Origin of the sequence: Pimelobacter simplex, assembly GCF_024662235.1 — a bacterium.
Taxonomy (GTDB): domain Bacteria; phylum Actinomycetota; class Actinomycetes; order Propionibacteriales; family Nocardioidaceae; genus Nocardioides.
This window is the reverse complement of the sequence record NZ_CP096276.1, coordinates 5883597-5906892: the sequence shown is the minus strand read 5'-3', so window position 1 is coordinate 5906892 and position 23296 is coordinate 5883597. Positions and strand designations below refer to the sequence as shown.

Sequence of the window (23296 nt, the reverse complement as noted above, 5' to 3'; positions counted from 1 at the left end):
CCGGCGCACTTCGGCGGGCTGGCAGGTCACCCCGCCAAGCGCGGGGTCCCGCAGTCCACCGTCGGCGCGACCTTGATCGTGCCGCCCGCGACGTCGATGCCGAGCGTGCGCAGCAGCGGGTCGAGCAGCCACTTGTCGAGGGTGCCGACGAGCGGGTTGACCAGGCCCTCCAGCGCGAGGTTGACCACCCACTGCAGGAGGCTGCCGATGCCGAGGAACTCCAGCAGCGACGACAGCGGCCCGAGACCACCGAGCAGCTTGAGGTCCTGCAGCTGCAGGTGGAGCGTCGGGATGCCGAGACCGCGGATGCTGGCGGGCAGGCTGACGTCGTAGTTCTCGTCGACGATGTCGAGGTGGTCGGCGCGGGTGGGCCGGCTCATGCTCTGCCCGCTCGACAGTACGACGGTCCCGCTGACCACCTCGATGCCGTTCCAGCCGGGCAGGCCGACGTCGAGCAGCGAGAGCATCATCTTCGGCGAGCCGGGCTCGTTCTCGCGCTGGCCCAGCCGGACGGTGACGCCGAGCAGACCGCTGTCGATCAGCATGTCGACGCGCTTGCCCGACGGCACGCAGCGCACCGCCTGGGCGACAGCGCTGGCGTCGGCGAGGGTGACCCGGATCGACAGGGGGACGCGGGCCTTGAGCAGGCCGAGGTCGAGGGCGAGGGCGTCGCCGTTCAGGTCGACCTCGATCTGCGAGCTCTCGACCTTGCCGGAGCACTTCACGACCGGCTTCTGCCCGACCTTCACCTTGGCGGTGAGGTCGACGAGGCTCGTGCCGCCGGGGCCGAGGGGCAGCGGCACCTTCACCTTGAGCGGCAGGGCCAGGACGTTGGTGCCGTTGGCGATCGCGAGCGAGCCGGCGACGAGGTCGAGCAGGTCGAGGCCGAGCTCGGCGGCGGCGTCCTCGGCGGTGGTGAGGTCGATCAGGTCACCGAGCTTGACCATCACGTTCGGCACGTTGGCCTGGATGCCGTTGTAGACGTTGCGAAGCAGGTCGATCTCGGCCAGCTTGCCGCTCTGCCGCTCCAGCGCGTGGATCGCGGCGAGCATCAGCTCCGACAATCCGACCGCGACCCCGGCGACCTCGGTGAACGACGCTGCCGAGATGTGCGCGCTGACGAGGGGGTCGAGCTCCTCGATGAGGTCGAGCAGGTTGAGGTCCACGCCGGCGAGACCGGCGTCCGGGTCGAGCACCTTGAGCGCGAGCTTGGTGCCCAGGAGGTCACCCAGCAGCGCATTGAGGAGCCACGAGCGCCCGGTGTCGAGCTGGGCGGCGTACGAGCTCACCTGGAGGCACGCCGTCGTACGGGCGGCGGCGACGGCGGTCCGCGTCGAACCACCACGGTCGACCCCCGTCACGCCACCGAAGGCGAACGCCACGTCCGAGCTCGCCGTCACCCGCACCCCGCCGGGGATGTCGCCCGACGCGGCCGGCTTCCACGCCGCAGGCGCACCGTTCGTGCCCTCCGCACGTACGACGAGCTCCCACCGCACGTCCTCCGGAGGTACGGCGCCGCCCAGCAGGTCGCTGTTGCGCCGCAGGCTCGCGACCTTGGCCCCGTCGATCCGGGCCCGGTCCGCGGCGGTGTAGGTGCTCACCTTGCCGCCGGTCAGCTCGCGGGCGAGGTCCATCGACACCAGGTCCACGACCGCCTGCAGGTCACGGCGCAGCACCCGCTGCATGCCGAGGTCGACCGCGAACGCCGCCGACACCACCGCCACCGCGGTGCAGATCGCCACGATGACGGCGCTCACCCCGCGCTCGTCCGACCGGCCGCGGCGCAACCGGAACCTCCCACGCAAGGCGCGCGTCATCGCCGGGTCTCCCTCCCGCCGAGTCCGCGCGGCCGTCGTCCCCCTCGCCGGCGCCGCGGACGTCCTCTCCCTCGGGCGCACGAGAGTGCACCCGGAGGGATCGTAGTGGAACAGGTTCCGGTGGCGCTCCGGGCGGCGGCGGCCTCGACGACGAGGCCTGAGCGTCAGCGCCGCTCGAACGTGATCCCGGCCCGCTCCAGCCGCAGCAGCAGCGCGTCGCCCATCGCGGTCGCCGTGGTGACCTGGCCGGCGACGTTGGGGTTGTCGTCGAGCGCGAGGCACAGCGCCGACTCGGCGAGCATCTTGGCCGTCTCGGTGTAGCCGGGGTCGCCGCCGGAGACCCGGGTCCGGACCTCGGTGCCGCCCGAGGAGGCCACGAAGTCGACGGTGAACCAGGACTTCTCGCGGCGCCCGGCCGAGGGGCCCTCGCCCTGCGGGACCCGCTTGAGCAGCGCGTTGCGCACCGGCGGGACCTGGGCGGCGAGGGTGAGGCCGGTGACGCCGACCGCGCCGCCGGCGGCGTACCGGAGGGTCTTGGTGCCGGCGAAGTGCGAGTACGTGAACGCCGGCCCGTACGACGGCAGCGCCGCCCCGCTCCGCGCGACCACGAACGGGTCGATCGTCGGCAGCGGGAGCAGCCAGTAGCCCAGGGCGCCGTCGCGGCGCGGCCGGCCCGCCACCGCGCGCGAGCGGCGGCCCTCGGGACGCGGCTCCATCCGCCGGCGGGCCGTGGAGGCCTCCTTCATCTGGCGGGCGCGGGAGAAGGCGGTCAGTGCCGAGTGGAAGGTGCCGCCGGAGAAGCCGGCCTTGGACCGGACCACGCCACGCATGGTCACCGGTCCGGTGATCTCGCCGCCGAGCTCGCGGGCGAGCTCCTGGATCGTGAAGTAGGCGCCCAGGTCGTGCGGGATCGAGTCGAAGCCGCACGAGTGCACGATCCGCGCCCCGGAGCCTTCCGCGGTGGCGTTGTGCTCGACGTACGTGCGGTCGACGAACTCCGGCTCGCCGGTGAGGTCGACGTAGTCGGTCCCCGCGGCGGCGCACGCGGCGACCAGCGGTCCGCCGTGCTCGATGTAGGGCCCGACCGTCGTCGCGACCACCTTGGTCGTCCGGGCCACCTCGGCGAGCGCCTCGGGGTCGCGCGCGTCGGCGACGAGGAGCGGCAGGTCGGCCAGGCCGGGATCGATCGTGAGGAGGTGGTCGCGCACCGCCGCCAGGCGCTCCTCGCTGCGCCCGGCGAGCGCCCAGCGCAGGCCGGCCGGCGCGTGCTCGGCGAGGTAGTCGGCGGTCAGCCCGCCGGTGAACCCGGTGGCACCGAAGAGGACGACGTCGTACGGGCGCGCGGTGTCAGCCATGGCGCCACTCTTGCATCGCTCCCGAATCCGATGGAACCCCCGGCCCGTCCGGGCTCGTCATAGGTTCAGCGCGACGAGCAGGAGTGAGAGTGGATCCCGACAACGAGGCGGCGTACGCCGACTACGTCGAGCAGAGCTGGCCGACCCTGGTCCGGGCCGCGGTCTTCCTCGGCGCGCGGCCGCACGAGGCCGAGGACCTCGCCCAGACCACGCTCGTGCGCTGCTACACGGGTTGGGAGCGGGTCAACAGCGCCGACAACCGCGACGCGTACGTCTATCGGATGCTCCTCAACTCCCTGCGCGACGTACGCCGTACCCGCTGGTGGAAGGACCGCCAGTACGACACCCCCGAGACGACCCTCCGCTCCAGCCCCGACGCCGCCGAGCGGATCGCCGTCGCCGACGCCGTGCACCGCGCCCTCGCGGCGCTCTCCAAGCCCAACCGCGACGTGGTCGTGCTGCGCTACTTCGTCCAGCTGACGGAGAAGCAGACCGCCGAGGCGCTGGACATCCCACCCGGGACGGTCAAGAGCCGGCTCTCCCGGGCGCTCGCCCACCTCGCCGCGAACGACCACCTTCTCGACCTGTCCGGAGGGACGACGCCGTGACCGACCTCGAACGCCTCTGGGACGACTACCCCACCGGCCCCACCCCGACCCGCGAGATCCTGGCCGCGGCCGCCGGGCGGCCGCGGCACCCGCGGCGCCGCCGGCCGTTGCGGCGCGCCCTGGTCACCGCCGGCGCTCTGACCGCGCTGGTCGGCGCCTTCGTCGCCGGCACGCTGGGCCAGGACGGCGGCGGAGGTGGCGGTGGCGGAGACCGGACCAGCACGCCCCGCTACGCCGCCTTCCAGGCCGACCTGAAGCCCGCCGCGTCCTGCGCCGACCTCCGCCAGGTGTACGTCGACCGCGGGCTCGACCTCGTCGGTCCCTACGGCTGGGGCGATCCCCACGGCCGCACGGTCATCGGGTCCGGGTTCTCGCAGTCCTCCGATGATCTCGCGAGCTTGGCCGATCGGAACCCGACGTTCAACGCCAGCAAGTCGCTGGCGCGCTCCCAGCGCCAGGTCAACAGCGAGACCGGCACCAACGTCCAGGAGGCCGGCGTCGACGAGCCCGACACGGTCAAGACCGACGGCTCGCTGCTCGCCGTGGTCCGCGACGACCGCATCACCACCTACGACGTCACCGGCGCGGCGACGCGGCGTCTGGGCAGCCTCGTCCTCCCCCGGGTCGCGAACGCCGAGATCCTGCTCGACTCCGCGACCGGCACCATCATCGCGGTCGGCAGCGACGCCAGCGCGCGCAGCGAGCGGACCCGCGTGCTGACCGTGTCCCTCGCCGAGCCCGCGGAGCCCGCGGTCACCGACCAGGTCGTCTACGACGCCCCGCTGCTCTCCGCGCGCCAGCACGGCAGCACCGTCCGGCTGGTGCTCGCCTCGGGGCTGCCGGACCTCGACTTCGTCTCCCCCGGCCCGGCCCGGTCCGCGAAGCGGGCGCTGGCGCACAACCGCAAGGCGGTCGAGGAGTCCACGATCGAGGACTGGCTGCCCACGATCGCGGTCGACGGCGACGATCCGGAGCAGCTGCTCGACTGCGCCGACGTCGCGGTCCCCTCCGACGACCTCGCGCTCGGTACGACGAGCGTGGCCGGCTTCGACACCGGCTCCCCGGGCAAGGTCTCCGCGATCGGGCTGGCCGGGCGGACCGACATCGCCTACGAGTCCGCCGACCACCTCTACCTCGCCGCGAGCGGCGGCTGGGGCGGCGTCCTGCGCGAGAACGACCTCATCGACTGCGTGCGCCGCTGCCCCGTCTGGTCGGGGCCGGGCGGGACGTCGTACCTCTTCGACTTCACGCTCGACGGCACCCGGGCGACCCACGTCGCCTCGGGCGAGGTCGAGGGATCGGTGCGCGACCGCTGGTCCCTGGACGAGGCGGACGACGTGCTGCGGGTCGCCGTCGGGCCGACCGCCGAGACGGGCAACTTCAACTCGGTCGTCACCTTCGAGCGCCGCGGCAAGGAGCTCGTCGAGCGCGGCCGGCTCGACCGGCTCGGGCCCGGCGAGGACCTCCAGTCGGTGCGCTGGTTCGACGGTCTCGCGATCCTCGTGACGTTCCGCCAGGTCGATCCGCTCTACGCCGTCGACCTGACCGACACCGCGCACCCGCGGCTGCTCAGCAAGCTCAAGATCCCCGGCTTCTCCTCGTACCTGCACCCGCTCGGTCCGGCCAGGATGGTCGGCATCGGCGAGGGCCCCGACGGCAAGGGCGGGTGGGGCGCCCAGATCGGGCTCTTCGACGTCCGCGACCCGACGGCGGTCAAGCGCCGCGACGTCCTCCACTACGCCAGCGGCATGGAGGCGCTCGCCGGGACCGATCCGCGCGCGTTCACCTGGCTGCCGGACCAGCGGACCTTCCTCACGGTCGTGCAGAAGTGGGGCAGCCGCCGCGTCGGCTACCTCTCGGTGATCCGGCTCGAGGGCGGCACGATGCACGAGCAGCGGTACAAGGCGGAGTACGGCGACGACGTCGACCACCTGCGCGCCGTCCCCCTGCCGGACGGCCGGGTGGTCGTGGTGACCGGGGAGGACGCCCGCTTCTTCGCCCTGTGAGCGGGCGGCCCGTCGTACGGTGGAGGCATGTGCCGCAACATCCGCCCCCTCAACAACTTCGAGCCGCCGGCCACGTCGGACGAGGTCGCCGCGGCCGCGCTGCAGTTCGTCCGCAAGGTCAGCGGCACGACGAAGCCGAGCCAGGCCAACCAGGCCGCGTTCGACCAGGCGGTCGCCGAGATCGCCCACATCACCCAGCACCTGCTCGACGACCTCGTGACGACCGCGCCTCCCAAGAACCGTGAGGCCGAGGCCGCCAAGGCCCGCGAGCGGGCGCGCCTGCGCTACGGCTGAGCCGGCGGTCCGTGGACCTGGCCGCGGCGTTCGCCGCCTGTCCACGCGCACGGTTCCTGCCGCCCGACCAGCAGCCGTACGCCGGGCTCGACCGCGCCCTCCCCCTCGGGTACGACGTCACCTGCTCCCAGCCCACGACCGTGCGCCGGATGCTCGAGCTGCTCGGCCCACGCCCCGGCGACCGGGTGCTGGATGTCGGCTGCGGCTCCGGCTGGACCACCGCCCTGCTCGCCCACCTGGTCGGCCCGGCCGGCCGGGTGGTGGGCGTCGAGATCATCCCGGAGGTCCTCGCCGCGGGCACCCGGCACCTGGCCGGCCTCACCGGCCTGACCGGCCTGGCCCGGGTGGAGCTCCACCTGACCGCGCCGGGGGCACCGCTCGGCTGGCCCGCGGGCGCGCCGTACGACCGGATCCTGGTCGCGGCCGACGCCCCGGTCCTCGCCCCCGACCTGGTCGCGCAACTGGTCCTCGGCGGCGTGCTCGTCGGGCCGGTGCGCGGCGAGATGCTGCGTGTCGAGCGGCACGGTCGCTACGTGTTCGTCCCGCTCCGTACCCTGGACCCGTGACCCTGGTCGGCCGGCGGGACCCGGCACTCGACGTGTGCGCCGACGGGCCCCTCGTCGTCCTGACGGGCGCGGGCCTGTCCACCGACTCCGGCATCCCCGACTACCGCGGCCCCGGCGCACCGGCCCGGATGCCGATGACCTACCAGGAGTTCGTCTCCGGACCCGCCGCCCAGCAGCGCTACTGGGCGCGTAGCCACCTCGGCTGGTCCCGGATGCGCCGCGCGGAGCCCAACGCCGGCCACACCGCCGTCGCCGCCCTCGGCGCCGACCTCGTCATCACCCAGAACGTCGACGGCCTCCACGAGGCCTGCGGTACTCCCGCCCTCGTCGCCCTGCACGGCCGGATCGCCGACGTCATCTGCCTCGCCTGCCGCCGTACGTCGCCGCGAGCATCGCTCCAGCAGCGCCTCGAGGACGCCAACCCCGGCTGGGCCGCCCGGCACGCGGACGTCGCCGTACGCCCCGACGGCGACGTCGACCTGGACGAGACCGCCGACTTCGTCGTCCCACCCTGCGCCGACTGCGGCGGCCCGCTCAAGCCGGACGTCGTGTTCTTCGGCGAGAACGTGCCCAAGCCCCGCGTCGAGCGCTGCTTCGCGGCCGTCGAGGCCCTCGCCGGGCGCGGCGGGACGCTCCTGGTCGCCGGGTCGAGCCTGACCGTGATGAGCGGGCTGCGGTTCGTCCGGCGCGCGGCGCAGCGGGGTGTGCCGGTGGTGATCGTCAATCGGGGGACGACGCGCGGGGACGAGCTGGCGTCGTACAAGGTGGAGGTGGGGACGGGCGCGTGGTTGCCCGACCTCGCCGCCGCACGCGGCGCGTCGCCTAGCTGACGTCGGGGGCCGGGGTGAGACTGACCGGACCGAAGAGGCTGGGCTGGTCGCACCCGGTGAAGCTGGCAGCCGTGGGATCGAGCTTCACCGCCGCATCGGTGACGACCGTCCCGGCGGTGAAGGCGTGCCCGCCGTTGTCGGCCGCTCCCGACGCGCTGAGGGCGCACCCGATGATCCGCGTGTTGCCGGAGGTGCCGAAGGGCCCGAGGTAGGTGTCCTCGAGGATCAGGCCGCTGCCCGTCGCGGTGACCGCCGTGGTCCCGGTCCCGGGCGCGGCCGACACCCGCCGGCCGCACATTCCGGACGCACGTCCGGAAGGGCTCGCTCAGAGGCGCTTGACGAAGATGTGGTCAGCGGCCTCGGGGAAGATCTCCGCGGTCTCGCCGCCCGCACCCACGAGCACCCCGTCGGCCGTCGCCTGGATGGTGATGGTCTTGTCCGGCAGCGCACCGACCCGGCGCATCGCGCTCATCAGCGCGTCGTCCTTCTGCATCTCCTCGGAGATCCGGCGGACGACGGCGCGGGCGCTCTCGGCGCCGGCGGCCTTGGAGAGCGGCTCGACGTCGTCCATGAAGGCGTCGCCGGTGGTGTGCTCACCGAGCTCGTCGAGGCCCGGGATCGGGTTGCCGTACGGCGACTCGGTCGGGTGGTCGAGGAGCTGGATGAGGCGGCGCTCGACCGTCTCGGACATGACGTGCTCCCAGCGGCACGCCTCCTCGTGGACGAGCTCCCAGTCGAGACCGATGACGTCGGTCAGGAGGCGCTCGGCGAGGCGGTGCTTGCGCATCACGCGGATGGCGAGGCGCTCGCCGTCCTCGGTGAGCTGGAGGTGGCGGTCGCCCTCGACGGTGAGGAGGCCGTCGCGCTCCATGCGGGCCACCGTCTGCGACACGGTCGGACCACTCTGGTGCAGGCGCTCGGCGATCCGGGCCCGCAGCGGGACGATGCCCTCCTCGATCAGCTCGTAGATCGTGCGGAGGTACATCTCGGTGGTGTCGATCAGGTCGCTCACCCGACCCATTCTTGCCCATGAGGTGCAACAAGCGCACAAACCGGCGTCCTGAGCCTCGCTGCCGGGCGTTTGGCAGGCTAGGAACGTGACCCACCTGCCTCCGCTGATCGTTCCGCACCGCTTCAACGGACCGCCCCGTTCCGGCAACGGCGGCTGGACGGCGGGCGCGCTCGCGGCCACCCTGCCGGCGCAGGCGCTGGGCACCGCGGTGACCGTGACCCTGCGCCAGCCGCCGCCGCTCGACGTACCGCTGCCGGTGGAGCCGACCGCGGCCGGCGTCCTGGTCACCCACGACGGGCAGACCGTCGCCGAGGCCGTGTACGCCGAGTCGTCGCCGGTCCCCGTGGCCCCTGTCTCGGCGAGCGTGGCGGCCGAGGCCGAGGGGCGCTTCATCGGGCACCGCACCCACCTGTTCCCGGGCTGCTTCGTGTGCGGGCCCGACCGGAGGGTCGGCGACGGGCTGCGGATCTTCGCCGGGCACCTCGCCGGGACCGAGCGCACCGATGCGGACGACAGCCGGGTCGCGGCGACCTGGACGCCGTACGAGAGCGCGGTGCCGATCGCGTGGGCCGCGCTCGACTGCCCCGGTGGGTGGGCCAGCGACCTGGAGGCGCGGCCCTCGGTGCTGGGCCGGATGACGGCCGAGGTGCGCAGCGTGCCGCGGACCTCCGAGCGCTACGTCGTGGTCGGCGAGCTGCGCGGCATCGACGGCCGCCGTACCTACACCGCGGCGACGATCTACGGTCCCGGCGACGTGGTGGTCGCGACGGCCGAGCACGTGTGGATCACCATCGACCTGGGGGCGTTCCGGTGAGCCCGGCGAGCCAGGCGGCCCCGTGGTGGCGGGACGCGGTCGTCTACCAGGTCTACGTCCGCAGCTTCGCCGACGGCCGCCCGGCCGGCGACGGCAGCGGTGACGGCGTCGGCGACCTGCCCGGCATCACCTCGCGGCTGCCCTACCTGCGCGACCTGGGCGTCGACGCGCTCTGGATCACGCCGTTCTACACCTCCCCCCAGAAGGACCACGGGTACGACGTCGCCGACTACACCGACGTCGACCCCCTGTTCGGGACCCTCGACGACGTCGACACGCTGCTCGCGCGCGCCCACGAGCTGGACCTGCGGGTGATCGTCGACCTCGTCCCCAACCACACCTCCGACCAGCACCCGTGGTTCCAGGCGGCGCTCGCCGCGGCGCCGGGCTCGCCGGAGCGGGCGCGCTACCTGTTCCGCGAGGGCCGCGGACCCGACGGCGCCGAGCCGCCCAACAACTGGGACTCGATCTTCGGCGGCCCGGCCTGGACCCGGGTCCCCGACGGCCCGGGCGGCAGCGCGGCGGGAGGCGACCCCCGGCAGCTTGCTGCCTCTCCGGCGTCGGAGACGCGCTCGCCCCAGAAGGCGCAGTGGTATCTGCACCTCTTCGACACCTCCCAGCCCGACCTCGACTGGCGCAACCCCGAGGTCGGCGACCTGTTCGAGGACGTCCTCCGGTTCTGGCTCGACCGCGGGGTCGACGGCTTCCGGGTCGACGTCGCGCACGGGCTCTACAAGGAGGCCACGCTGCGCGACCAGGTCCGCCCCGAGAAGCCGAAGAAGACCGCAGACTCGATGGTCGAGCGGGTCCTCAACGACGAGCCGATGTGGGACCAGCCCGAGGTGCACGAGGTCTACCGGCGCTGGCGCCGGGTGCTCGACTCCTACCCCGGCGACCGGATGGCCGTCGCCGAGGCCTGGACCCAGACCGCCGCGTCGATGGCGATGTTCATCCGTCCCGACGAGCTCCACCAGGCCTTCAACTTCGGCTGGCTCGGTACGCCGTGGTCCGCCGCGGCGTTCGCGGACGTCGTCACCGACTCCATCGCCGCGGTGGGTGCGGCCGCGTCGGCGCCGACGTGGGTGCTGTCCAACCACGACGTCGAGCGGCACCCGACCCGCTACGGCGGCGGCCCGGTCGGGCTGGCCCGGGGCCGGGCGGCGACGCTGGCCATGCTCGCGCTGCCCGGCTCGGCGTACCTCTACCAGGGCGAGGAGCTCGGCCTGGAGCAGGTCGACGTCGCCCCCGAGGACCGCCAGGACCCGTCCTGGTTTCGCACCGGGCAGCCCGGACGGGACGGCTGCCGGGTGCCGCTGCCCTGGTCCGGCACGCGGGCGCCCTACGGTTTCGGGGGCGCGGACGGCACCCAGCCGTGGATCCCCCAGCCCGACGACTGGGCGCCGCTCACCGTGGCCGCCCAGACCGGCGACCCGGACTCGACGCTGGAGTTCTACCGGCGGGCGCTGGCCGCGCGGGCCGCGGTGTTCGCCGGGGCGGACGAGACGACCGAGGCGTCCGCCGAGGGCGACCTGCTCGTCGTACGGCGGGCGGGGGTGACGGTCGTGCTCAACGCGGGCACCGCTCCCGTGCCGCTGCCCCCGGGCGAGGTCCTGATCAGCAGCGCGGCGGTGGCCGGCGGACTGCTGCCGCCGGACACCGCCGCCTGGATCCGCTAGCGGTCCCCCGGCATCCCGAGCGCGTCGTTGTAGCGCCGGAGCGAGCCCGCGAACGCGTGCAGCTCCTCGGCCGGCCAGTCGGCGAGCCGCTCGTCGAGCTGCTCACGGCGCTGGTCGGCGACCGCCTCGAGCCGGCGTACGCCGTCCTCGCTGGCGGAGAGCAGCGTCGCCCGGCCGTCCTCGGGATCGGGCTCGCGGTCGACCAGGCCCAGGTCGATGAGGTGCTGGACCTGGCGGCTGATCGCGCCCTTGTCGATGTCGAAGACCGCGCACATGGCCGAGGCCCGCAACGGTCCGTTGTCGCGGACGTAGCTCAGCATCAGGTACGACGCCGGGAGCAGGTCCGGGTGCACGGCCCGGGCCCGCTCGCCGATCACCCGGCGGATCCGCCGGATCAGCACGCCGACCTCGGTCTCCAGCTCGCGCAACGCCTCGGTGCGCGAGGTGACGACGGCGTCCATCACCTGCTCCGCCCGACCGGGTCGGCCTCGCCGGCCTCGATGTCGGCGGCCTCGGCGGCGTCGGCAGAACCCTCGACCTCGTAGCCCGGGTAGTCGGCGGGGTTGCCCGTGGCGACCGCGCCGGCCTCGATCTCGGACTCCGCGACGCTCGGCCCCATCGTGGTCCGCAGCGGCACCTCCTTGATGAAGAGGATGCAGAGGAAGGCGACCACGGCGAACGGCGCCGCGACCATGAACAGGTGCCCGACGGCCTCGCCGAACGAGCCCTCGTAGATCGCCCGGATGGCCGGGGGCAGCTCGGAGATCTTGGGGATGTCACCGGTGGAGTGCTGCATCTGCTCGAGCTGGGCCTGCGAGATCTTGCCGGAGGCGACGAGCTGGGCGATACCGTCCTTGACGCCGCCGGTGACCTTGTGGGCGAGGACCGCGCCGAGCGCCGCGACACCCGCGGAACCACCGATGGAGCGGAACATCGCGACGACCGAGCTGGCCGCACCGAGGTCCTGGGGGGCGGTGTTGTTCTGCACGGCGAGGACCAGGTTCTGCATGGTCGCGCCGAGACCGACACCGGTGATCGCCATCCAGGCGCCGACGACCCACAGCGAGGTGGTCGCGTCGATCGTGCCGAGCAGCGCGATGCCGGCGATGACGAGCACCATGCCGCCGACCAGCCACCGCTTCCACAGGCCGGTCCGGGTGATCACCCGGCCGCTGAGGATGCTGGAGACGAGCAGGCCGCCGACCATCGCGATCGACATCAGGCCGGCCTCGGTCGGGCTCATGCCGCGGGCGAGCTGGAAGTACTGGCTCAGGTAGACGGTCGCGCCGAACATCGCGACGCCGATCATCACCGACGCGGCGGTCGCCAGGGCGGTGGTGCGGTCGCGGAAGAGGCGCAGCGGGATCACCGGCTCGGCGGCGACGCGGGCCTCGACCCACAGGGCCGCACCGATGAGGACCAGGCTGGCGACGACGAGTCCGGCCGACGTACCGGAGATCCAGTCGAAGTTGGTGCCGGCCAGGCTGACCCAGACGAGGAGCAGGCTGATGCCGCCCATGATGAGGGTCGCGCCGAGGTAGTCGATCTTGACCTCGCGCTTGATCGTCGGCAGGTGCAGGGTCTTCTGCAGGACGACGAACGCGATGGCGGCGACCGGGATGCCGACGATGAAGCAGCCGCGCCAGCCCAGCGGGCTGTCCACGACGATGCCGCCGAGCAGCGGGCCGCTGACCGTCGCGGTGGCGAACACCGCGCCGATGTAGCCGCTGTAGCGGCCGCGCTCACGCGGCGGGACCATCGAGGCGATGACCACCTGGACCAGCGCGGTCAGACCACCGACGCCGAGGCCCTGGAAGGCGCGCGCCCCGATCAGGACGCCCATGTTGGGCGCGATCGCGGCGACGACCGAGCCGAGGGAGAAGATCACCAGGGCCGCCTGGACCAGGAGCTTCTTGCTGAACAGGTCCGCGAGCTTGCCCCAGATCGGGGTCGTCGCGGTCATCGTCAGGAGCGTCGCGACGACGACCCACGTGTAGCCGGTCTGGCTGCCGTGCAGGTCGGTCACGATCGCGGGGAGGGCGTTGCTCACCACTGTGCTGGAGAGCATCGCCACGAACATCGCGAGCAGGAGCCCGGTCAGGGCCTCCAGGATCTCGCGGTGGGTCATCTGACCCGGTTCGGCAGGGGCCGAAGGAGCGGTGGTCATCGAGTGCGTCATCTCTTCTCGTCGTAGCGCAGGTGCAGCCGAAGATTGGTTGCGACCGGTCAACTATATGAGGATTGGTTGACGACGGCAACTTTCTGTGACGCACGGAACGCGCACCCGGCGACGAGCACCGAAAAATGCAGCGACCCGCAGGTGTGGTCGGAGGACCAGGCCGGGGGACGATCCCGGTTTCACCTGCGGGTCGGGTGGCTGCGTTGAGATTCGCGTCGCAGCCGTAGAACTGCGGGGCCGCTAGCGCGCAGCCACCTCACGCGTCCTGAGAGAAATCATTCTTCGGACCACCTCCTTTCCCGTGTGCCCCCAACGGTAGGTCGCGCTCCGAGCGCGCACAACGGATTAACGCCGGGAACCGGACGGCGGCCGCCGCTGTGACGCAGCCAACGCCCCGATCAGGAATGTCGAGCGATCTAGTTGCCTTTTAGCGAGCATGTCCGACCAGATCCCGCTCATCGAAGCCCCCAAGTCCCGCCTGCCGCTGATCGGCGGCGTCGGGGTGGTCGTCCTGGCGCTCATCGCCGGGGCGATCTTCCTGCTCACCCGCGGCGGCGACGACGCCCCGCGCGCGACCGGCAAGGACGGCACGACCGCGCTGAGCAGCGACGACCCGGTCAAGGTCGTCCTGGGCACGGTCGGCGCGAGCGACCCGTACTGGGAGACCTTCAAGGACGCCGCGAAGGACGCCGGCATCGAGCTGGAGATCAAGGACTTCGCGGAGTACCCGCAGCCGAACCCCGCGCTCAGCGAGGGCGAGCTGGACGCCAACCAGTTCCAGCACATCGTCTACCTCGCGCAGTACAACGTCGCCAACGACGACGACCTCGTGCCGCTCGGCTCGACCGCGATCTACCCGCTCGGCCTCTACTCCCAGAAGTACGACGACGTGGCCGACATCCCCGACGGCTCCACGGTCGTCGTCCCGGACGACGACTCGAACCAGGCCCGCGGCCTCCTCGTGCTCCAGTCGGCCGGCCTGATCAAGCTCGACGGCGGCGGCTCGATCTTCTCCACCGTCGCCGACGTCGACGAGTCGGCCTCGCGGGTCAAGGTCAAGGCGCTGCAGGCCGACCTCACCCCGACCTCGCTGCCCGACGTGGCCGCGGCGATCGTCAACAACGACTTCGTCGAGGACGCCGGCCTGAAGTTCGACGACGCCATCGCCCAGGACGACCCGAGCGACCCCAAGGCCGTGCCCTACGTCAACATCTTCGCGGTCCGCGCCGAGGACAAGGACAACGCGGTGCTGCAGAAGCTCGTGCAGGTCTACCAGGACACCCAGGCGGTGCTCGACGGCGCCGACGAGGCGGCCGGCGGCACGGCGCAGTTCGTCAAGGTCAGCCAGGCCGACCTCGAGAAGAGCCTGCGCGACGTCGAGAAGCAGATCCGCGAGCAGCAGTGACCGCTCCACTGGTCGAGCTGCGCGGAGTGGTCAAGGAGTTCCCCGGCACCCGCCGCGGCGATGCTCCGAGCCGGGCGGTCGACGGCGTCGACCTGGCCGTGGAGCGGGGCGAGATCTTCGCGATCATCGGCTACTCCGGCGCCGGGAAGTCCACCCTGGTCCGGCTCGTCAACGCGCTGGAGCCGGTCACGTCGGGGAGCGTGGTGGTCGACGGTGTCGACGTCACCACGCTCTCCGAGCGCGGCCTGCGCGAGCTGCGCCGCGGGATCGGCATGGTCTTCCAGCAGTTCAACCTGATGGAGTCGCGCACGGTGTGGGGCAACCTCGCGTTCCCCCTCGCCGTCGCCGGGATGGGGCGGGACGAGCAGCAGGCGCGGATCTCCGAGCTGCTGCACTTCGTCGGTCTTGCCGACAAGGCCCACGCCCGGGTCGGCGACCTCTCCGGCGGCCAGAAGCAGCGCGTGGGCATCGCGCGGGCCCTGGCCACCAATCCCCCGCTGCTGCTGGCCGACGAGGCCACCAGCGCGCTCGACCCGGACACCACGCGCGACGTGCTCGACCTGCTCGAGCGGGTCAACCGCGAGCTCGGCGTGACCATCCTGCTCATCACCCACGAGATGGACGTCGTCCGCCGCATCGCCCACCGCGTCGCGGTGATGGAGTCCGGCAAGGTCGTCGAGCAGGGCCCCGTCGTCGAGGTGTTCACCCAGCCCCGGCACGACGTCACCCGGCGCTTCGTGCGCACCGTCGTCGAGGACGTGCCCGACCCGGACGTCGTCGCCGCGCTCCGCGAGCGCCACCCGGGCCGCTTCGTACGGCTCGCGTTCCGCGACACCGCCGGCCGCCCGTCCGAGGCGTTCGCGACCTTCCTGCGCCACGACGTCGGCTTCGAGCTGGTGCACGGCGGCATCGAGGAGATCCAGGGCACCAGCTTCGGCAACCTGACGGTCGCACTCACCGGCGCCGACGCGGCGGTCGACGCCGCGCTGGCCGAGCTCGCGCCCGCCGTACCGTGGACGGAGGTGGCGTGATGACCGCCGTCCTCGGCATCGACACCCGCCTCGGCGACCTCCAGCCCGAGTTCTGGCAGGCCGCCGGCGAGACCCTCGTCATGGCCACCACCGCGCTCGTGCTGGGCGGCCTGCTCGGCCTGGGCCTCGGACTCGGCCTCTTCGTCACCCGCAAGGGCGGGCTGTACGCCAACCGTCTCGTGTTCGTGGTGCTCAACGTGGCCGTGAACTTCTTCCGGCCGATCCCGTTCGTCATCTTCGTCGCCGCCCTGCAGCCCGTGGCGCGGCAGGTGGTCGGCACCGGCATCGGGATCTGGGCCGCGACGTTCGCGATCACGATCGCGGCGATCTTCGGCGTCAGCCGGATCGTCGAGCAGAACCTGGTCACCGTCAGCCCCGGCGTGATCGAGGCGGCCCGCGCGATGGGCGCGAGCCGGCTCCGGATCGCGCTGACCGTCGTCCTGCCGGAGGCCCTGGGGCCGATGATCCTCGGCTTCACGTTCGCGTTCGTGGCGATCGTCGACATGACCGCGATCGCCGGTGTCGTCGCAGGCGGCGGCCTCGGGTCGTTCGCGCAGCGCTTCGGGTTCCGGCAGTTCGACCAGGTCATCACGTGGTCGGCGATCGTCGTCCTGGTCGCGATGGTCACGGTCATCCAGCTCGGCGGCAACGTGCTGGCCCGGCGGGTGCTGCGGCGCTGATCAGACGTGCGCGAAGCTCCGCACCGCGCTGCCACCGAGCCCCTCCTCTGGGCGCCTCACACCGCCGCCGCCGCGAACTGCGCCGCGTGCAGCCGGGCGAACGCACCGTCGCGCTCCAGCAGCTCGGCGTGCGAGCCCTGCTCCACGATCCGCCCGTGCTCCATGACCAGGATCAGGTCCGCGTCGCGGATCGTGGAGAGCCGGTGCGCGATCACGAACGACGTCCGGTCGGTGCGCAGCGCCGCCATCGCCTGCTGCAGCAGCAGCTCCGTGCGCGTGTCCACCGACGAGGTGGCCTCGTCGAGGATCAGCAGCGCCGGCTGGGCCAGGAAGGCCCGGGCGATGGTGATGAGCTGGCGCTCGCCGGCCGACAGGTTCGAGCCCTCGTCGTCGACCTTGGTGTCGTAGCCCTCGGGCAGCGAGTGCACGAACCGGTCGACGTACGTCGCCCGCGCGGCCTCGCGGATCTCCTCGTCGGTCGCGTCCGGCCGGCCGTACGCGATGTTGTCGCGGATGGTCCCCTCGAAGATCCAGGTGTCCTGGAGCACCATGCCGATCCGGCTGCGCAGCTCGGCCCGCGACATCTGCGTCACGTCCACCCCGTCGAGGGTGATCCGGCCGCCGTCGAGCTCGTAGAACCGCATGATCAGGTTGACCAGCGTGGTCTTGCCGGCGCCGGTGGGGCCGACGATGGCGACCATCTGGCCCGGGTGGGCGACCAGCGAGAGGTCCTCGATGAGCGGCTCGTCGGGGTCGTAGGAGAAGTCGACGTGCTCGAAGGCGACCTCGCCGCGCGTCGTACCGGAGCGGGTCGGCTCGTCGGACAGGGCGGAGGGGTCGACCTCCTCCTCGGCGTCGAGCAGCTCGAAGACGCGCTCGGCCGAGGCGACGCCGGACTGGAGCAGGTTGGCCATCGACGCGATCTGGGTGATCGGCTGCGTGAACATCCGTGAGTACTGGATGAACGCCTGCACCTCGCCGAGCGTCAGCGATCCGGAGGCGACGCGCAGGCCGCCGACGACCGCGATGACGACGTAGTTGAGGTTGCCGATGAGCATCATCATCGGCATCACCAGGCCGCTGATGAACTGCGCGCGGAACGACGACTGGTAGAGCTCCTCGTTGGCCGCGTCGAACTCCGCCTCGACCGCCTTGCGCCGGCCGAAGACCGTCACCAGCGCGTGCCCGGAGATGGACTCCTCGACCTGTGCGTTGAGCCGGCCGGTCTGGCGCCACTGGTTGATGAACTGGCTCTGCGAGCGCTTCATGATCCGGCCGGTGGTGAACATCGCCAGCGGCACCGACACGAGCGCGATCAGCGCGAGCAGCGGCGAGACCCAGAACATCATCCCGAGCACGCCGATCACCATGAGCAGCGACGTGAGGAGCTGGCTCATCGTCTGCTGGAGGTTCTGCGCGACGTTGTCGATGTCGTTGGTGACCCGGCTGAGCAGCTCGCCGCGCGGCTGCTTGTCGAAGTACGCCAGCGGGAGCCGGTGGACCTTCTCCTCGACGTCGGTGCGCATCTGCCGCACGGTGGCCTGGACGACGTCGTTGACGAGGTAGCCCTGGAGCCAACCGAGCACCTGGCCGCCGACGTACACGAGGAGGGTGATGAGGAGCAGGTGGCCGACCTTGTCGAAGTCGATCCCCTGCCCGGGCACGACGTCCTTGAGGCCGCGCAGGAAGTCGGCGTACCCGCTGTTGCCGCTGGCCTCGGCCTGCGCGACGGCGTCCGCCTGGGTGTGGCCCTCGAGCTTGCGCCCGATCAGGCCGGTGAACACGGCGTCGGTGGCCTTGCCCAGCAGGTACGGGCCGACCACGACGGATGCGACGCTGCCCAGGCCCAGCAGCAGGACGGCGACCGCCTTGCCGCGCGCGGGGCGCAGCAGCGCCAGCAACCGCTTGGCCGAGGTGCCGAAGTCGTCCGCCTTCTGGCCGACCATGCCGCCCATCGGGCCGCGGCCGGGGCCGCCGGACTGGACGATCCGCTCGGTCTGCTTCATGGTGCCGTTCTTGGACTCGCTCATGCCGGGACCTCCTCTCCCTTGATGCCCTGTGAGGCCGCGATCTCCTGGTACGTCGGGTTGTACTCGAGCAGCTCCTCGTGGGTGCCCTGGCCGACCACCTCGCCGTCCTCGAGGACGAGGATCTGGTCGGCGTCGCGGATCGTCGCGATCCGCTGGGCGACGATGACGACCGTCGACTCGACCGTCACCGGCCGCAACGCCGCGCGGAGGCGGGCGTCGGTGGCGACGTCGAGCGCCGAGAAGGCGTCGTCGAAGAGGAAGATCTCGGGTCGTCGTACGAGGGCGCGGGCGATGGCCAGGCGTTGGCGCTGGCCCCCGGAGACCGTCGTACCGCCTTGGGCGACGGGGGTGTCGAGCTGCTCGGGCATGGCCCGGACGAAGTCGGCCGCTTGGGCGATCTCGAGCGCGGCCCAGAGCTCCTCGTCGGTGGCGTCGGGATTGCCGTAGCGCAGGTTCGAGGCGACCGTCCCGGTGAACAGGAACGCGCGCTGCGGGACCAGGCCGATCTTGGACCACAGCAGCTCGGGGTCGAGCTCGCGGACGTCGACACCGTCGACGCGGACCGTGCCCGCGGTCGCGTCGAGCAGCCGCGGGACGAGGTTCACCAGCGTCGTCTTGCCGGCGCCGGTCGAGCCGATCACCGCGACCGTCTGCCCCGGGCGGGCCGTGAAGCTGACGTCGCGCAGCACCGGCGCCTCGGCGCCCGGGTAGGTCAGGCCGACGCCCTCGAGGTCGAGGTGGCCGGACAGGGCGACCTCGGTGACCGGGTGCGCCGCCGGGACGACGCTCGTCTCGGTGTCGAGGACCGCCGTGATCCGGTCGGCGCTGACGGCGGCGCGCGGCACCATCATCAGCATGAAGGTGCCCATCATCACCGACATCAGGATCTGCATGAGGTAGGCGAGGAACGCGGTCAGCGCGCCGACGTCCATCTGGTCGGCCTCGACGCGGTGGCCGCCGAACCAGATCACGCCGACGCTGGCGACGTTCGAGACGGCCATGACGAGCGGGAACATCAGCGCCATCCAGCGGCCCGCGCGCAGGGAGACGGCGGTCAGGTCGTCGTTCGCCTTGTCGAACCGGCGGGTCTCGTGCGGCTCGCGGACGAACGCGCGCACCACGCGGATGCCGGTGATCTGCTCGCGCAGGACCCGGTTGACGTCGTCCAGGCGCTCCTGGACCTGGCGGAACGCCGGCACCATGCGGGACACGACGAGGCCGATGCACACGAAGAGCACCGGTACGACGGCCACGACGAGCCACGAGAGACCGAAGTCCTCGCGCATCGCCATGATCACGCCGCCGACCATCATGATCGGGATCGTGACCGCCATGAGGCAGGTCATCATCGCCAGCATCTGCACCTGCTGGACGTCGTTCGTCGCGCGGGTGATGAGCGACGGGGCGCCGAAGTCGGAGACCTCGCGCGCCGAGAACCGCCCGATCCGGCCGAACACGGCCTTGCGCAGATCGCGACCGAACGCCATCGCCGCCTGCCCGCCGAACCATGCCGAGCTCATCGAGCAGGCGGCCTGGACGAGCGCGACACCCAGCATGATCGCGCCGATCTCGATGATGTAGCCGGTGTCGCCGCGGGCGACGCCCTTGTCGATGATGTCGGCGTTGAGGCTCGGCAGGTAGAGCATCGCCACCGTCGAGGTGAACTGCAGCAGCACGATCGCGGTCAGCCAGCCGCGGTAGGGCTGGAGGTACGTGCGCAGGAGTCGGGTCAGCATCAGTGGGTCTCCTCGAGAGCCTCGGCGGAGGCGGGCGTCCGGCGTACGGCGCCGTACAGGACCAGGTCGACGATCTGGTCGGCGGTGAGCAGGTCACCGCCGGTGAACTTGGGGTGGGTGCCCGAGAACGTCAGCAGCCGCAGGCTGCGGACGACGAGCGCGGCCGGCTGGGCGAGCTCGGCCTGGAACGGGCTGATCAGCTCGACCATCGCGTCGGTCGTCTGCTGCACCCGGCGCAGCCACTCCCCCTTCTGGTCCGGCGGCTCCGGCGGCCCGTTCATGCCCAGCCGCTGGAGGAGCAGGAACGACTTCGCGAACCGCCGCTGCATGATCCGCACCAGCGCGAGCGCCCGCTCGTGCAGCGTGGCGTCGTCCGGGATCTCGGCCAGGTCCCGCTGCATCTGCCCCGGTTCGAACGCCTTGCGGACCGTCGCGTCGATGAGCTCGTCCTTGGACGCGAACACCCGGAAGATCGTCCCCTCCGCCACCCCCGCCGCCTCCGCGATCAGCCGAGTCGTGACACCCCGGCCGTGGTCGTAGAGCAGCGGCAGCGTCGCCGCCATGAGCGCCTCCCGGCGCTCCTCGGGCGACAAGGGCGCAGCGCGGGGTGGCATGTCGGCCAGCATGAATGAGTGAGCACTCACTCACAACCCATTTTCCTCACCCCACCCCGCCGAGGGCGCAGGTTCCAGCCGCCGAAGTAGCAAGGTTCCGCCCTCGAAGTAGCAGGTTTCCGCCCCCGAGGGCGCGCCGCGATGTCGCCCCCAGAAACCTGCGACCTGGCCGCCGGAAGCCTGCGACTTCGGCGGAGAAACCCTGCTACTTCGAGGGCGGAACCTTGCTACTTCGGCGGGGGAACCCTGCGCCCTCGGGGAAAAGGGGGTGCGGGGTGGGTGCGGGGTGCCTAGGGTCGCGGATCATGAACAGCTTCTTCGTGATGGTGCGTCGTGGCCGGGTCCGGGCAGGGGTCGCGGCGGGCGTGGGGGTGGCATCCGCTTCGGCCTGAGGCCGCGCGGCGGTTGGTCGCGGCCGCGGAGGTGGGGCCGGGCGAGCTGGTGCTCGACATCGGCGCCGGGGACGGCGCGCTGACCGGTCCGCTGCTGGCGAGCGGGGCGCGGGTGATCGCGGTCGAGCTGCACGAGGGGCGGGCCACCGCCCTCCGCACCCGGTACGGCGACCGCGGGCTCCGCGTCGTCCGGTGCGACCTGCGCGAGCTGCGCCTCCCCCAGCAGCCGTTCCGGGTCGTCGCCAACCCGCCGTACGCCGCGACGACCGCGCTGGTCCGGCTGCTGCTCGGCAGCGACCGGCTGGTGCGGGCGGACCTGGTACTGCAGGGCGGGGCCGCGCGGCGGCTCGTCGAGCGACCGCCGTCCGCCCGGCACGGGCGGCGCTACCGGCTCGCCGTGACCGGGTCGCTGCCGCGTGCGGCGTTCCGGGTGCCGCCGAAGGTCGACTCGGTGAAGTTCCGGATCGAGCGCCGGTGAGGGCCGGTGAGGGCGGCCTCAGGGCGCCAGCGCCGCACCCAGGTCGCTCCCGGGCAGCACCGGCACCCGCAGCACCGCGCCCTCCGCGCCCCCGAGCCGCACGGTGTGCAGCCCCGGCAGCGCGAGCAGCGAGGCGACCGAGGAGCCGACGAGCTGGATCCGGATCCGGTGCCCCGCGCGGAACCGGTTGCCGACCGGCCACAGCTCCACCTGGTAGCGCCGGAACTGACCGGTGCGGGCGGGCGCGGGGTGGGTGTAGTCGCCGTACGGCTGGACGACCTCGCCGTCGACGACGAGCGACTTGGCCGGGTCGATCGCGGGATAGCTGGTCGAGAGCCGGCCGACGGTGAGTGGGTGGGACGAGCCGTCGGGGGCGACGTCGGAGAGCACCGCCCAGATGCCGGTGCCGGGGGTGGTCGTCGCGAGGGAGAGGTCGAGCGCGACGGGTCCGGCGAGGTCGACGTCGGCGCCGAGCGCCTTGGTCGTGAAGCTCACCCCGGTCAGGCCGTCGAGCGCCGCGAGCCGGCTGTCGGCGAGGAGCGGGAGGGCGCCGGTGAGGGCGCTGGCGCCGCCGGCCTCGATGATCGCCGCATTGGGTACGTCGGACGCGGTGGGCAGCGAAGGCACCGTCAGGTACGACGCCAGCCCGGTCGCCGCGGGGGTCCCGGTGACGAGTGAGCGGCCCGGCGCGAGCGCCAGCGTCGTCCACTGCGTGCCGGGGACGGGCCAGTCGGCGGCCTCGCGGCGCACGTGCTCCCCCGCCAGGTACGACGCGCGCGAGCCCTTCGCCAGCAGCAGGCTCACCCGCGGCGTGCTCTCGATCCCGTTGTCGACGCCGCGCACGTAGTGGTCGAGCCAGGCGGCGGCCTCGCCCCGGCCGCCGTCGCTGCCGACGGGGACGCCGTCGTGGCCGCCCTCCATCACCAGGTGGGCACCGTCGGCACGCAGCGCCTGGTAGGCCTGGAAGGCGCCGCGCGACTCGACGTCGTAGAAGCCGTTGATCATCAGCACCGGGATGTCGTTGGCGTCCCCGCGCCAGCCGCGCTCGCGCCACCACTGGTCGAGCGTCGGGTGCAGCAGGACGCCGAACCCGCTCGAGAACAGGCCGCCGAGCACGTCGGGGACCGAGCCGGGCGAGCGCTGCAGGCGGTCGGCGCCCTGGAGCAGCGCGGGCGCGCCGATCATGGCGATGACGCCCGCTCCGGGGACGAGGTTGAGGATGCCGCCGGGCACGAGCAGGTCGCGGTAGAGCTCGTGCGTGCCGGACTTGAGGATCGCCGCCTTCACGCAGGGCAGCTCCTGGTGCCAGGAGTTGTAGAGCACGATCGCGCTCGCCGAGAACCCGTTGAGCGCGAGCCGCCCGTCGCTGAACGGCTGCGTGCACGCCCACTGCAGCACCTCGACGACGTCGCGCTGGCTCGTCGGGCCCAGGGCGTCGAACGCGCCGTCGCTGTCGCCGGTGCCGCGGATCTGGACGAGGAGGTAGTTGTAGTCGGGCCCGACCTGGAGCGTCGCGCTCCCGTCGCCGTAGGGGGAGAACTCGACCACCGTCGGCTTGGCCGTCACCGGCCCGGTACTGGTGAGCGTCGTCTGCAGGGACACGCCGTCGGAGGCGGTGAACCGCTGGTCGACCGTGACCACGCCCGGGGCAGGTGCCGCCGACGGGGGCGCCGCCGACGAGGGCACCGCCGCACCTCCGACCACCAGACACCCGACGAGCGTGGAGACCCAGGTGAGCGCGCGCAGCCGTCCCATGTGAGCACAACGACACCG

The 23296-nt window shown here is 72.5% G+C and carries 21 protein-coding genes; 11 read left to right on the top strand and 10 right to left on the bottom strand.

Annotated elements, in window-relative coordinates; genetic code table 11:
- Nucleotides 1–26 precede the first annotated feature (26 nt).
- Nucleotides 27–1757 (bottom strand): hypothetical protein, encoded by a 1731-nt coding sequence (locus M0M48_RS28935; protein ID WP_215813427.1) that lies wholly within the window; start codon nucleotides 1755–1757, stop codon nucleotides 27–29.
- A 224-nt stretch (nucleotides 1758–1981) separates the two neighbouring features.
- Complete coding sequence (locus M0M48_RS28930; protein ID WP_215813428.1) at nucleotides 1982–3172, bottom strand: saccharopine dehydrogenase family protein; 1191 nt, start codon at nucleotides 3170–3172, stop codon at nucleotides 1982–1984.
- Between the two features lie 89 nt (nucleotides 3173–3261).
- Between M0M48_RS28930 and M0M48_RS28925 the strand changes: the two genes are divergently transcribed.
- The 5 genes from M0M48_RS28925 to M0M48_RS28905 are packed head-to-tail and all read left to right on the top strand — an operon-like array spanning nucleotide 3262 to nucleotide 7476.
- Nucleotides 3262–3780, top strand: coding sequence for a SigE family RNA polymerase sigma factor (locus M0M48_RS28925; protein ID WP_215813429.1), 519 nt, complete (start codon nucleotides 3262–3264; stop codon nucleotides 3778–3780).
- Complete coding sequence (locus M0M48_RS28920) at nucleotides 3777–5786, top strand: beta-propeller domain-containing protein (protein ID WP_257753779.1); 2010 nt, start codon at nucleotides 3777–3779, stop codon at nucleotides 5784–5786. Before M0M48_RS28925 ends, M0M48_RS28920 begins: the two co-directional genes overlap by 4 nt.
- Nucleotides 5787–5813: 27 nt before the next feature.
- Entirely contained in the window at nucleotides 5814–6080 is a 267-nt protein-coding gene (locus M0M48_RS28915) for a DUF2277 domain-containing protein (RefSeq protein WP_215813431.1), read from the top strand.
- Between the two features lie 11 nt (nucleotides 6081–6091).
- Nucleotides 6092–6646, top strand: a complete 555-nt coding sequence (locus M0M48_RS28910; protein ID WP_257753778.1) for a protein-L-isoaspartate O-methyltransferase family protein — start codon at nucleotides 6092–6094, stop codon at nucleotides 6644–6646.
- Complete coding sequence (locus M0M48_RS28905; protein ID WP_257753777.1) at nucleotides 6643–7476, top strand: Sir2 family NAD-dependent protein deacetylase; 834 nt, start codon at nucleotides 6643–6645, stop codon at nucleotides 7474–7476. The genes M0M48_RS28910 and M0M48_RS28905 overlap by 4 nt, the downstream gene beginning before the upstream one ends.
- On the opposite strand, the gene M0M48_RS28900 is transcribed toward M0M48_RS28905, so the two are convergent.
- Nucleotides 7469–7759 (bottom strand): hypothetical protein, encoded by a 291-nt coding sequence (locus M0M48_RS28900; protein ID WP_257753776.1) that lies wholly within the window; start codon nucleotides 7757–7759, stop codon nucleotides 7469–7471. The two genes, M0M48_RS28905 and M0M48_RS28900, sit on opposite strands and share 8 nt — an antisense overlap.
- A 42-nt stretch (nucleotides 7760–7801) precedes the next feature.
- Complete coding sequence (locus M0M48_RS28895) at nucleotides 7802–8488, bottom strand: metal-dependent transcriptional regulator (RefSeq protein WP_215813435.1); 687 nt, start codon at nucleotides 8486–8488, stop codon at nucleotides 7802–7804.
- Nucleotides 8489–8573: 85 nt separating this feature from the next.
- Between M0M48_RS28895 and M0M48_RS28890 the strand changes: the two genes are divergently transcribed.
- Together M0M48_RS28890 and M0M48_RS28885 are read left to right on the top strand one after the other, a co-directional pair.
- A complete protein-coding gene (locus M0M48_RS28890) occupies nucleotides 8574–9302 on the top strand; it encodes a hypothetical protein (protein ID WP_257753775.1) in 729 nt (242 codons plus the stop codon).
- Nucleotides 9299–10978 (top strand): glycoside hydrolase family 13 protein, encoded by a 1680-nt coding sequence (locus M0M48_RS28885; RefSeq protein WP_257753774.1) that lies wholly within the window; start codon nucleotides 9299–9301, stop codon nucleotides 10976–10978. The genes M0M48_RS28890 and M0M48_RS28885 overlap by 4 nt, the downstream gene beginning before the upstream one ends.
- On the opposite strand, the gene M0M48_RS28880 is transcribed toward M0M48_RS28885, so the two are convergent.
- Both M0M48_RS28880 and M0M48_RS28875 read right to left on the bottom strand, forming a co-directional pair.
- Entirely contained in the window at nucleotides 10975–11439 is a 465-nt protein-coding gene (locus tag M0M48_RS28880) for a MarR family winged helix-turn-helix transcriptional regulator (RefSeq protein ID WP_215813438.1), read from the bottom strand. The two genes, M0M48_RS28885 and M0M48_RS28880, sit on opposite strands and share 4 nt — an antisense overlap.
- On the bottom strand, nucleotides 11439–13145 hold the full coding sequence (locus tag M0M48_RS28875; RefSeq protein ID WP_257753773.1) for an MDR family MFS transporter: 1707 nt from the start codon (nucleotides 13143–13145) through the stop codon (nucleotides 11439–11441). The genes M0M48_RS28880 and M0M48_RS28875 overlap by 1 nt, the downstream gene beginning before the upstream one ends.
- Nucleotides 13146–13593: 448 nt before the next feature.
- On the opposite strand from M0M48_RS28875, the gene M0M48_RS28870 reads away from it, so the two are divergent.
- From M0M48_RS28870 to M0M48_RS28860, 3 genes are read left to right on the top strand one after another with little or no spacing between them, the layout of a single operon-like run.
- Nucleotides 13594–14562: a MetQ/NlpA family ABC transporter substrate-binding protein gene (locus tag M0M48_RS28870; protein ID WP_215813439.1), complete on the top strand. Its 969-nt coding sequence runs from the start codon at nucleotides 13594–13596 to the stop codon at nucleotides 14560–14562.
- Complete coding sequence (locus tag M0M48_RS28865; protein WP_257753772.1) at nucleotides 14559–15593, top strand: methionine ABC transporter ATP-binding protein; 1035 nt, start codon at nucleotides 14559–14561, stop codon at nucleotides 15591–15593. Before M0M48_RS28870 ends, M0M48_RS28865 begins: the two co-directional genes overlap by 4 nt.
- Entirely contained in the window at nucleotides 15593–16273 is a 681-nt protein-coding gene (locus tag M0M48_RS28860; RefSeq protein ID WP_257753771.1) for a methionine ABC transporter permease, read from the top strand. The genes M0M48_RS28865 and M0M48_RS28860 overlap by 1 nt, the downstream gene beginning before the upstream one ends.
- A 56-nt stretch (nucleotides 16274–16329) precedes the next feature.
- On the opposite strand, the gene M0M48_RS28855 is transcribed toward M0M48_RS28860, so the two are convergent.
- From M0M48_RS28855 to M0M48_RS28845, 3 genes are read right to left on the bottom strand one after another with little or no spacing between them, the layout of a single operon-like run.
- Nucleotides 16330–18303 carry an ABC transporter ATP-binding protein gene (locus M0M48_RS28855; protein WP_308220353.1) on the bottom strand — a complete coding sequence of 658 codons (1974 nt, stop codon included), beginning with the start codon at nucleotides 18301–18303 and terminating at the stop codon, nucleotides 16330–16332.
- On the bottom strand, nucleotides 18300–20039 hold the full coding sequence (locus M0M48_RS28850; RefSeq protein WP_257753770.1) for an ABC transporter ATP-binding protein: 1740 nt from the start codon (nucleotides 20037–20039) through the stop codon (nucleotides 18300–18302). The genes M0M48_RS28855 and M0M48_RS28850 overlap by 4 nt, the downstream gene beginning before the upstream one ends.
- The gene (locus M0M48_RS28845) at nucleotides 20039–20653 is read right to left on the bottom strand and encodes a TetR/AcrR family transcriptional regulator (protein ID WP_257753769.1); all 615 of its coding nucleotides are present in this window, start codon (nucleotides 20651–20653) and stop codon (nucleotides 20039–20041) included. The genes M0M48_RS28850 and M0M48_RS28845 overlap by 1 nt, the downstream gene beginning before the upstream one ends.
- 333 nt (nucleotides 20654–20986) lie before the next feature.
- Here M0M48_RS28845 and M0M48_RS28840 point away from each other — a divergent pair, with 333 nt between their 5' ends.
- A complete protein-coding gene (locus M0M48_RS28840) occupies nucleotides 20987–21523 on the top strand; it encodes an rRNA adenine N-6-methyltransferase family protein (RefSeq protein WP_374586988.1) in 537 nt (178 codons plus the stop codon).
- An 18-nt stretch (nucleotides 21524–21541) separates the two neighbouring features.
- Here the strand turns inward: M0M48_RS28840 and M0M48_RS28835 are convergent, their stop codons facing one another.
- Complete coding sequence (locus M0M48_RS28835) at nucleotides 21542–23278, bottom strand: CocE/NonD family hydrolase (RefSeq protein WP_257753767.1); 1737 nt, start codon at nucleotides 23276–23278, stop codon at nucleotides 21542–21544.
- Nucleotides 23279–23296: the final 18 nt, after the last annotated feature.

Bases quoted from the DNA above. Each gene is read 5' to 3' on its own strand.
- M0M48_RS28855 (WP_308220353.1), bottom strand. From the start codon at position 18,303: ATGAGCGAGTCCAAGAACGGCACCATGAAGCAGACCGAGCGGATCGTC.
- M0M48_RS28875 (WP_257753773.1), bottom strand. From the start codon at position 13,145: ATGACCACCGCTCCTTCGGCCCCTGCCGAACCGGGTCAGATGACCCAC.
- M0M48_RS28915 (WP_215813431.1), top strand. From the start codon at position 5,814: ATGTGCCGCAACATCCGCCCCCTCAACAACTTCGAGCCGCCGGCCACG.
- M0M48_RS28870 (WP_215813439.1), top strand. From the start codon at position 13,594: ATGTCCGACCAGATCCCGCTCATCGAAGCCCCCAAGTCCCGCCTGCCG.
- M0M48_RS28930 (WP_215813428.1), bottom strand. From the start codon at position 3,172: ATGGCTGACACCGCGCGCCCGTACGACGTCGTCCTCTTCGGTGCCACC.
- M0M48_RS28850 (WP_257753770.1), bottom strand. From the start codon at position 20,039: ATGCTGACCCGACTCCTGCGCACGTACCTCCAGCCCTACCGCGGCTGG.
- M0M48_RS28835 (WP_257753767.1), bottom strand. From the start codon at position 23,278: ATGGGACGGCTGCGCGCGCTCACCTGGGTCTCCACGCTCGTCGGGTGT.
- M0M48_RS28845 (WP_257753769.1), bottom strand. From the start codon at position 20,653: ATGCCACCCCGCGCTGCGCCCTTGTCGCCCGAGGAGCGCCGGGAGGCG.
- M0M48_RS28880 (WP_215813438.1), bottom strand. From the start codon at position 11,439: ATGGACGCCGTCGTCACCTCGCGCACCGAGGCGTTGCGCGAGCTGGAG.
- M0M48_RS28860 (WP_257753771.1), top strand. From the start codon at position 15,593: ATGACCGCCGTCCTCGGCATCGACACCCGCCTCGGCGACCTCCAGCCC.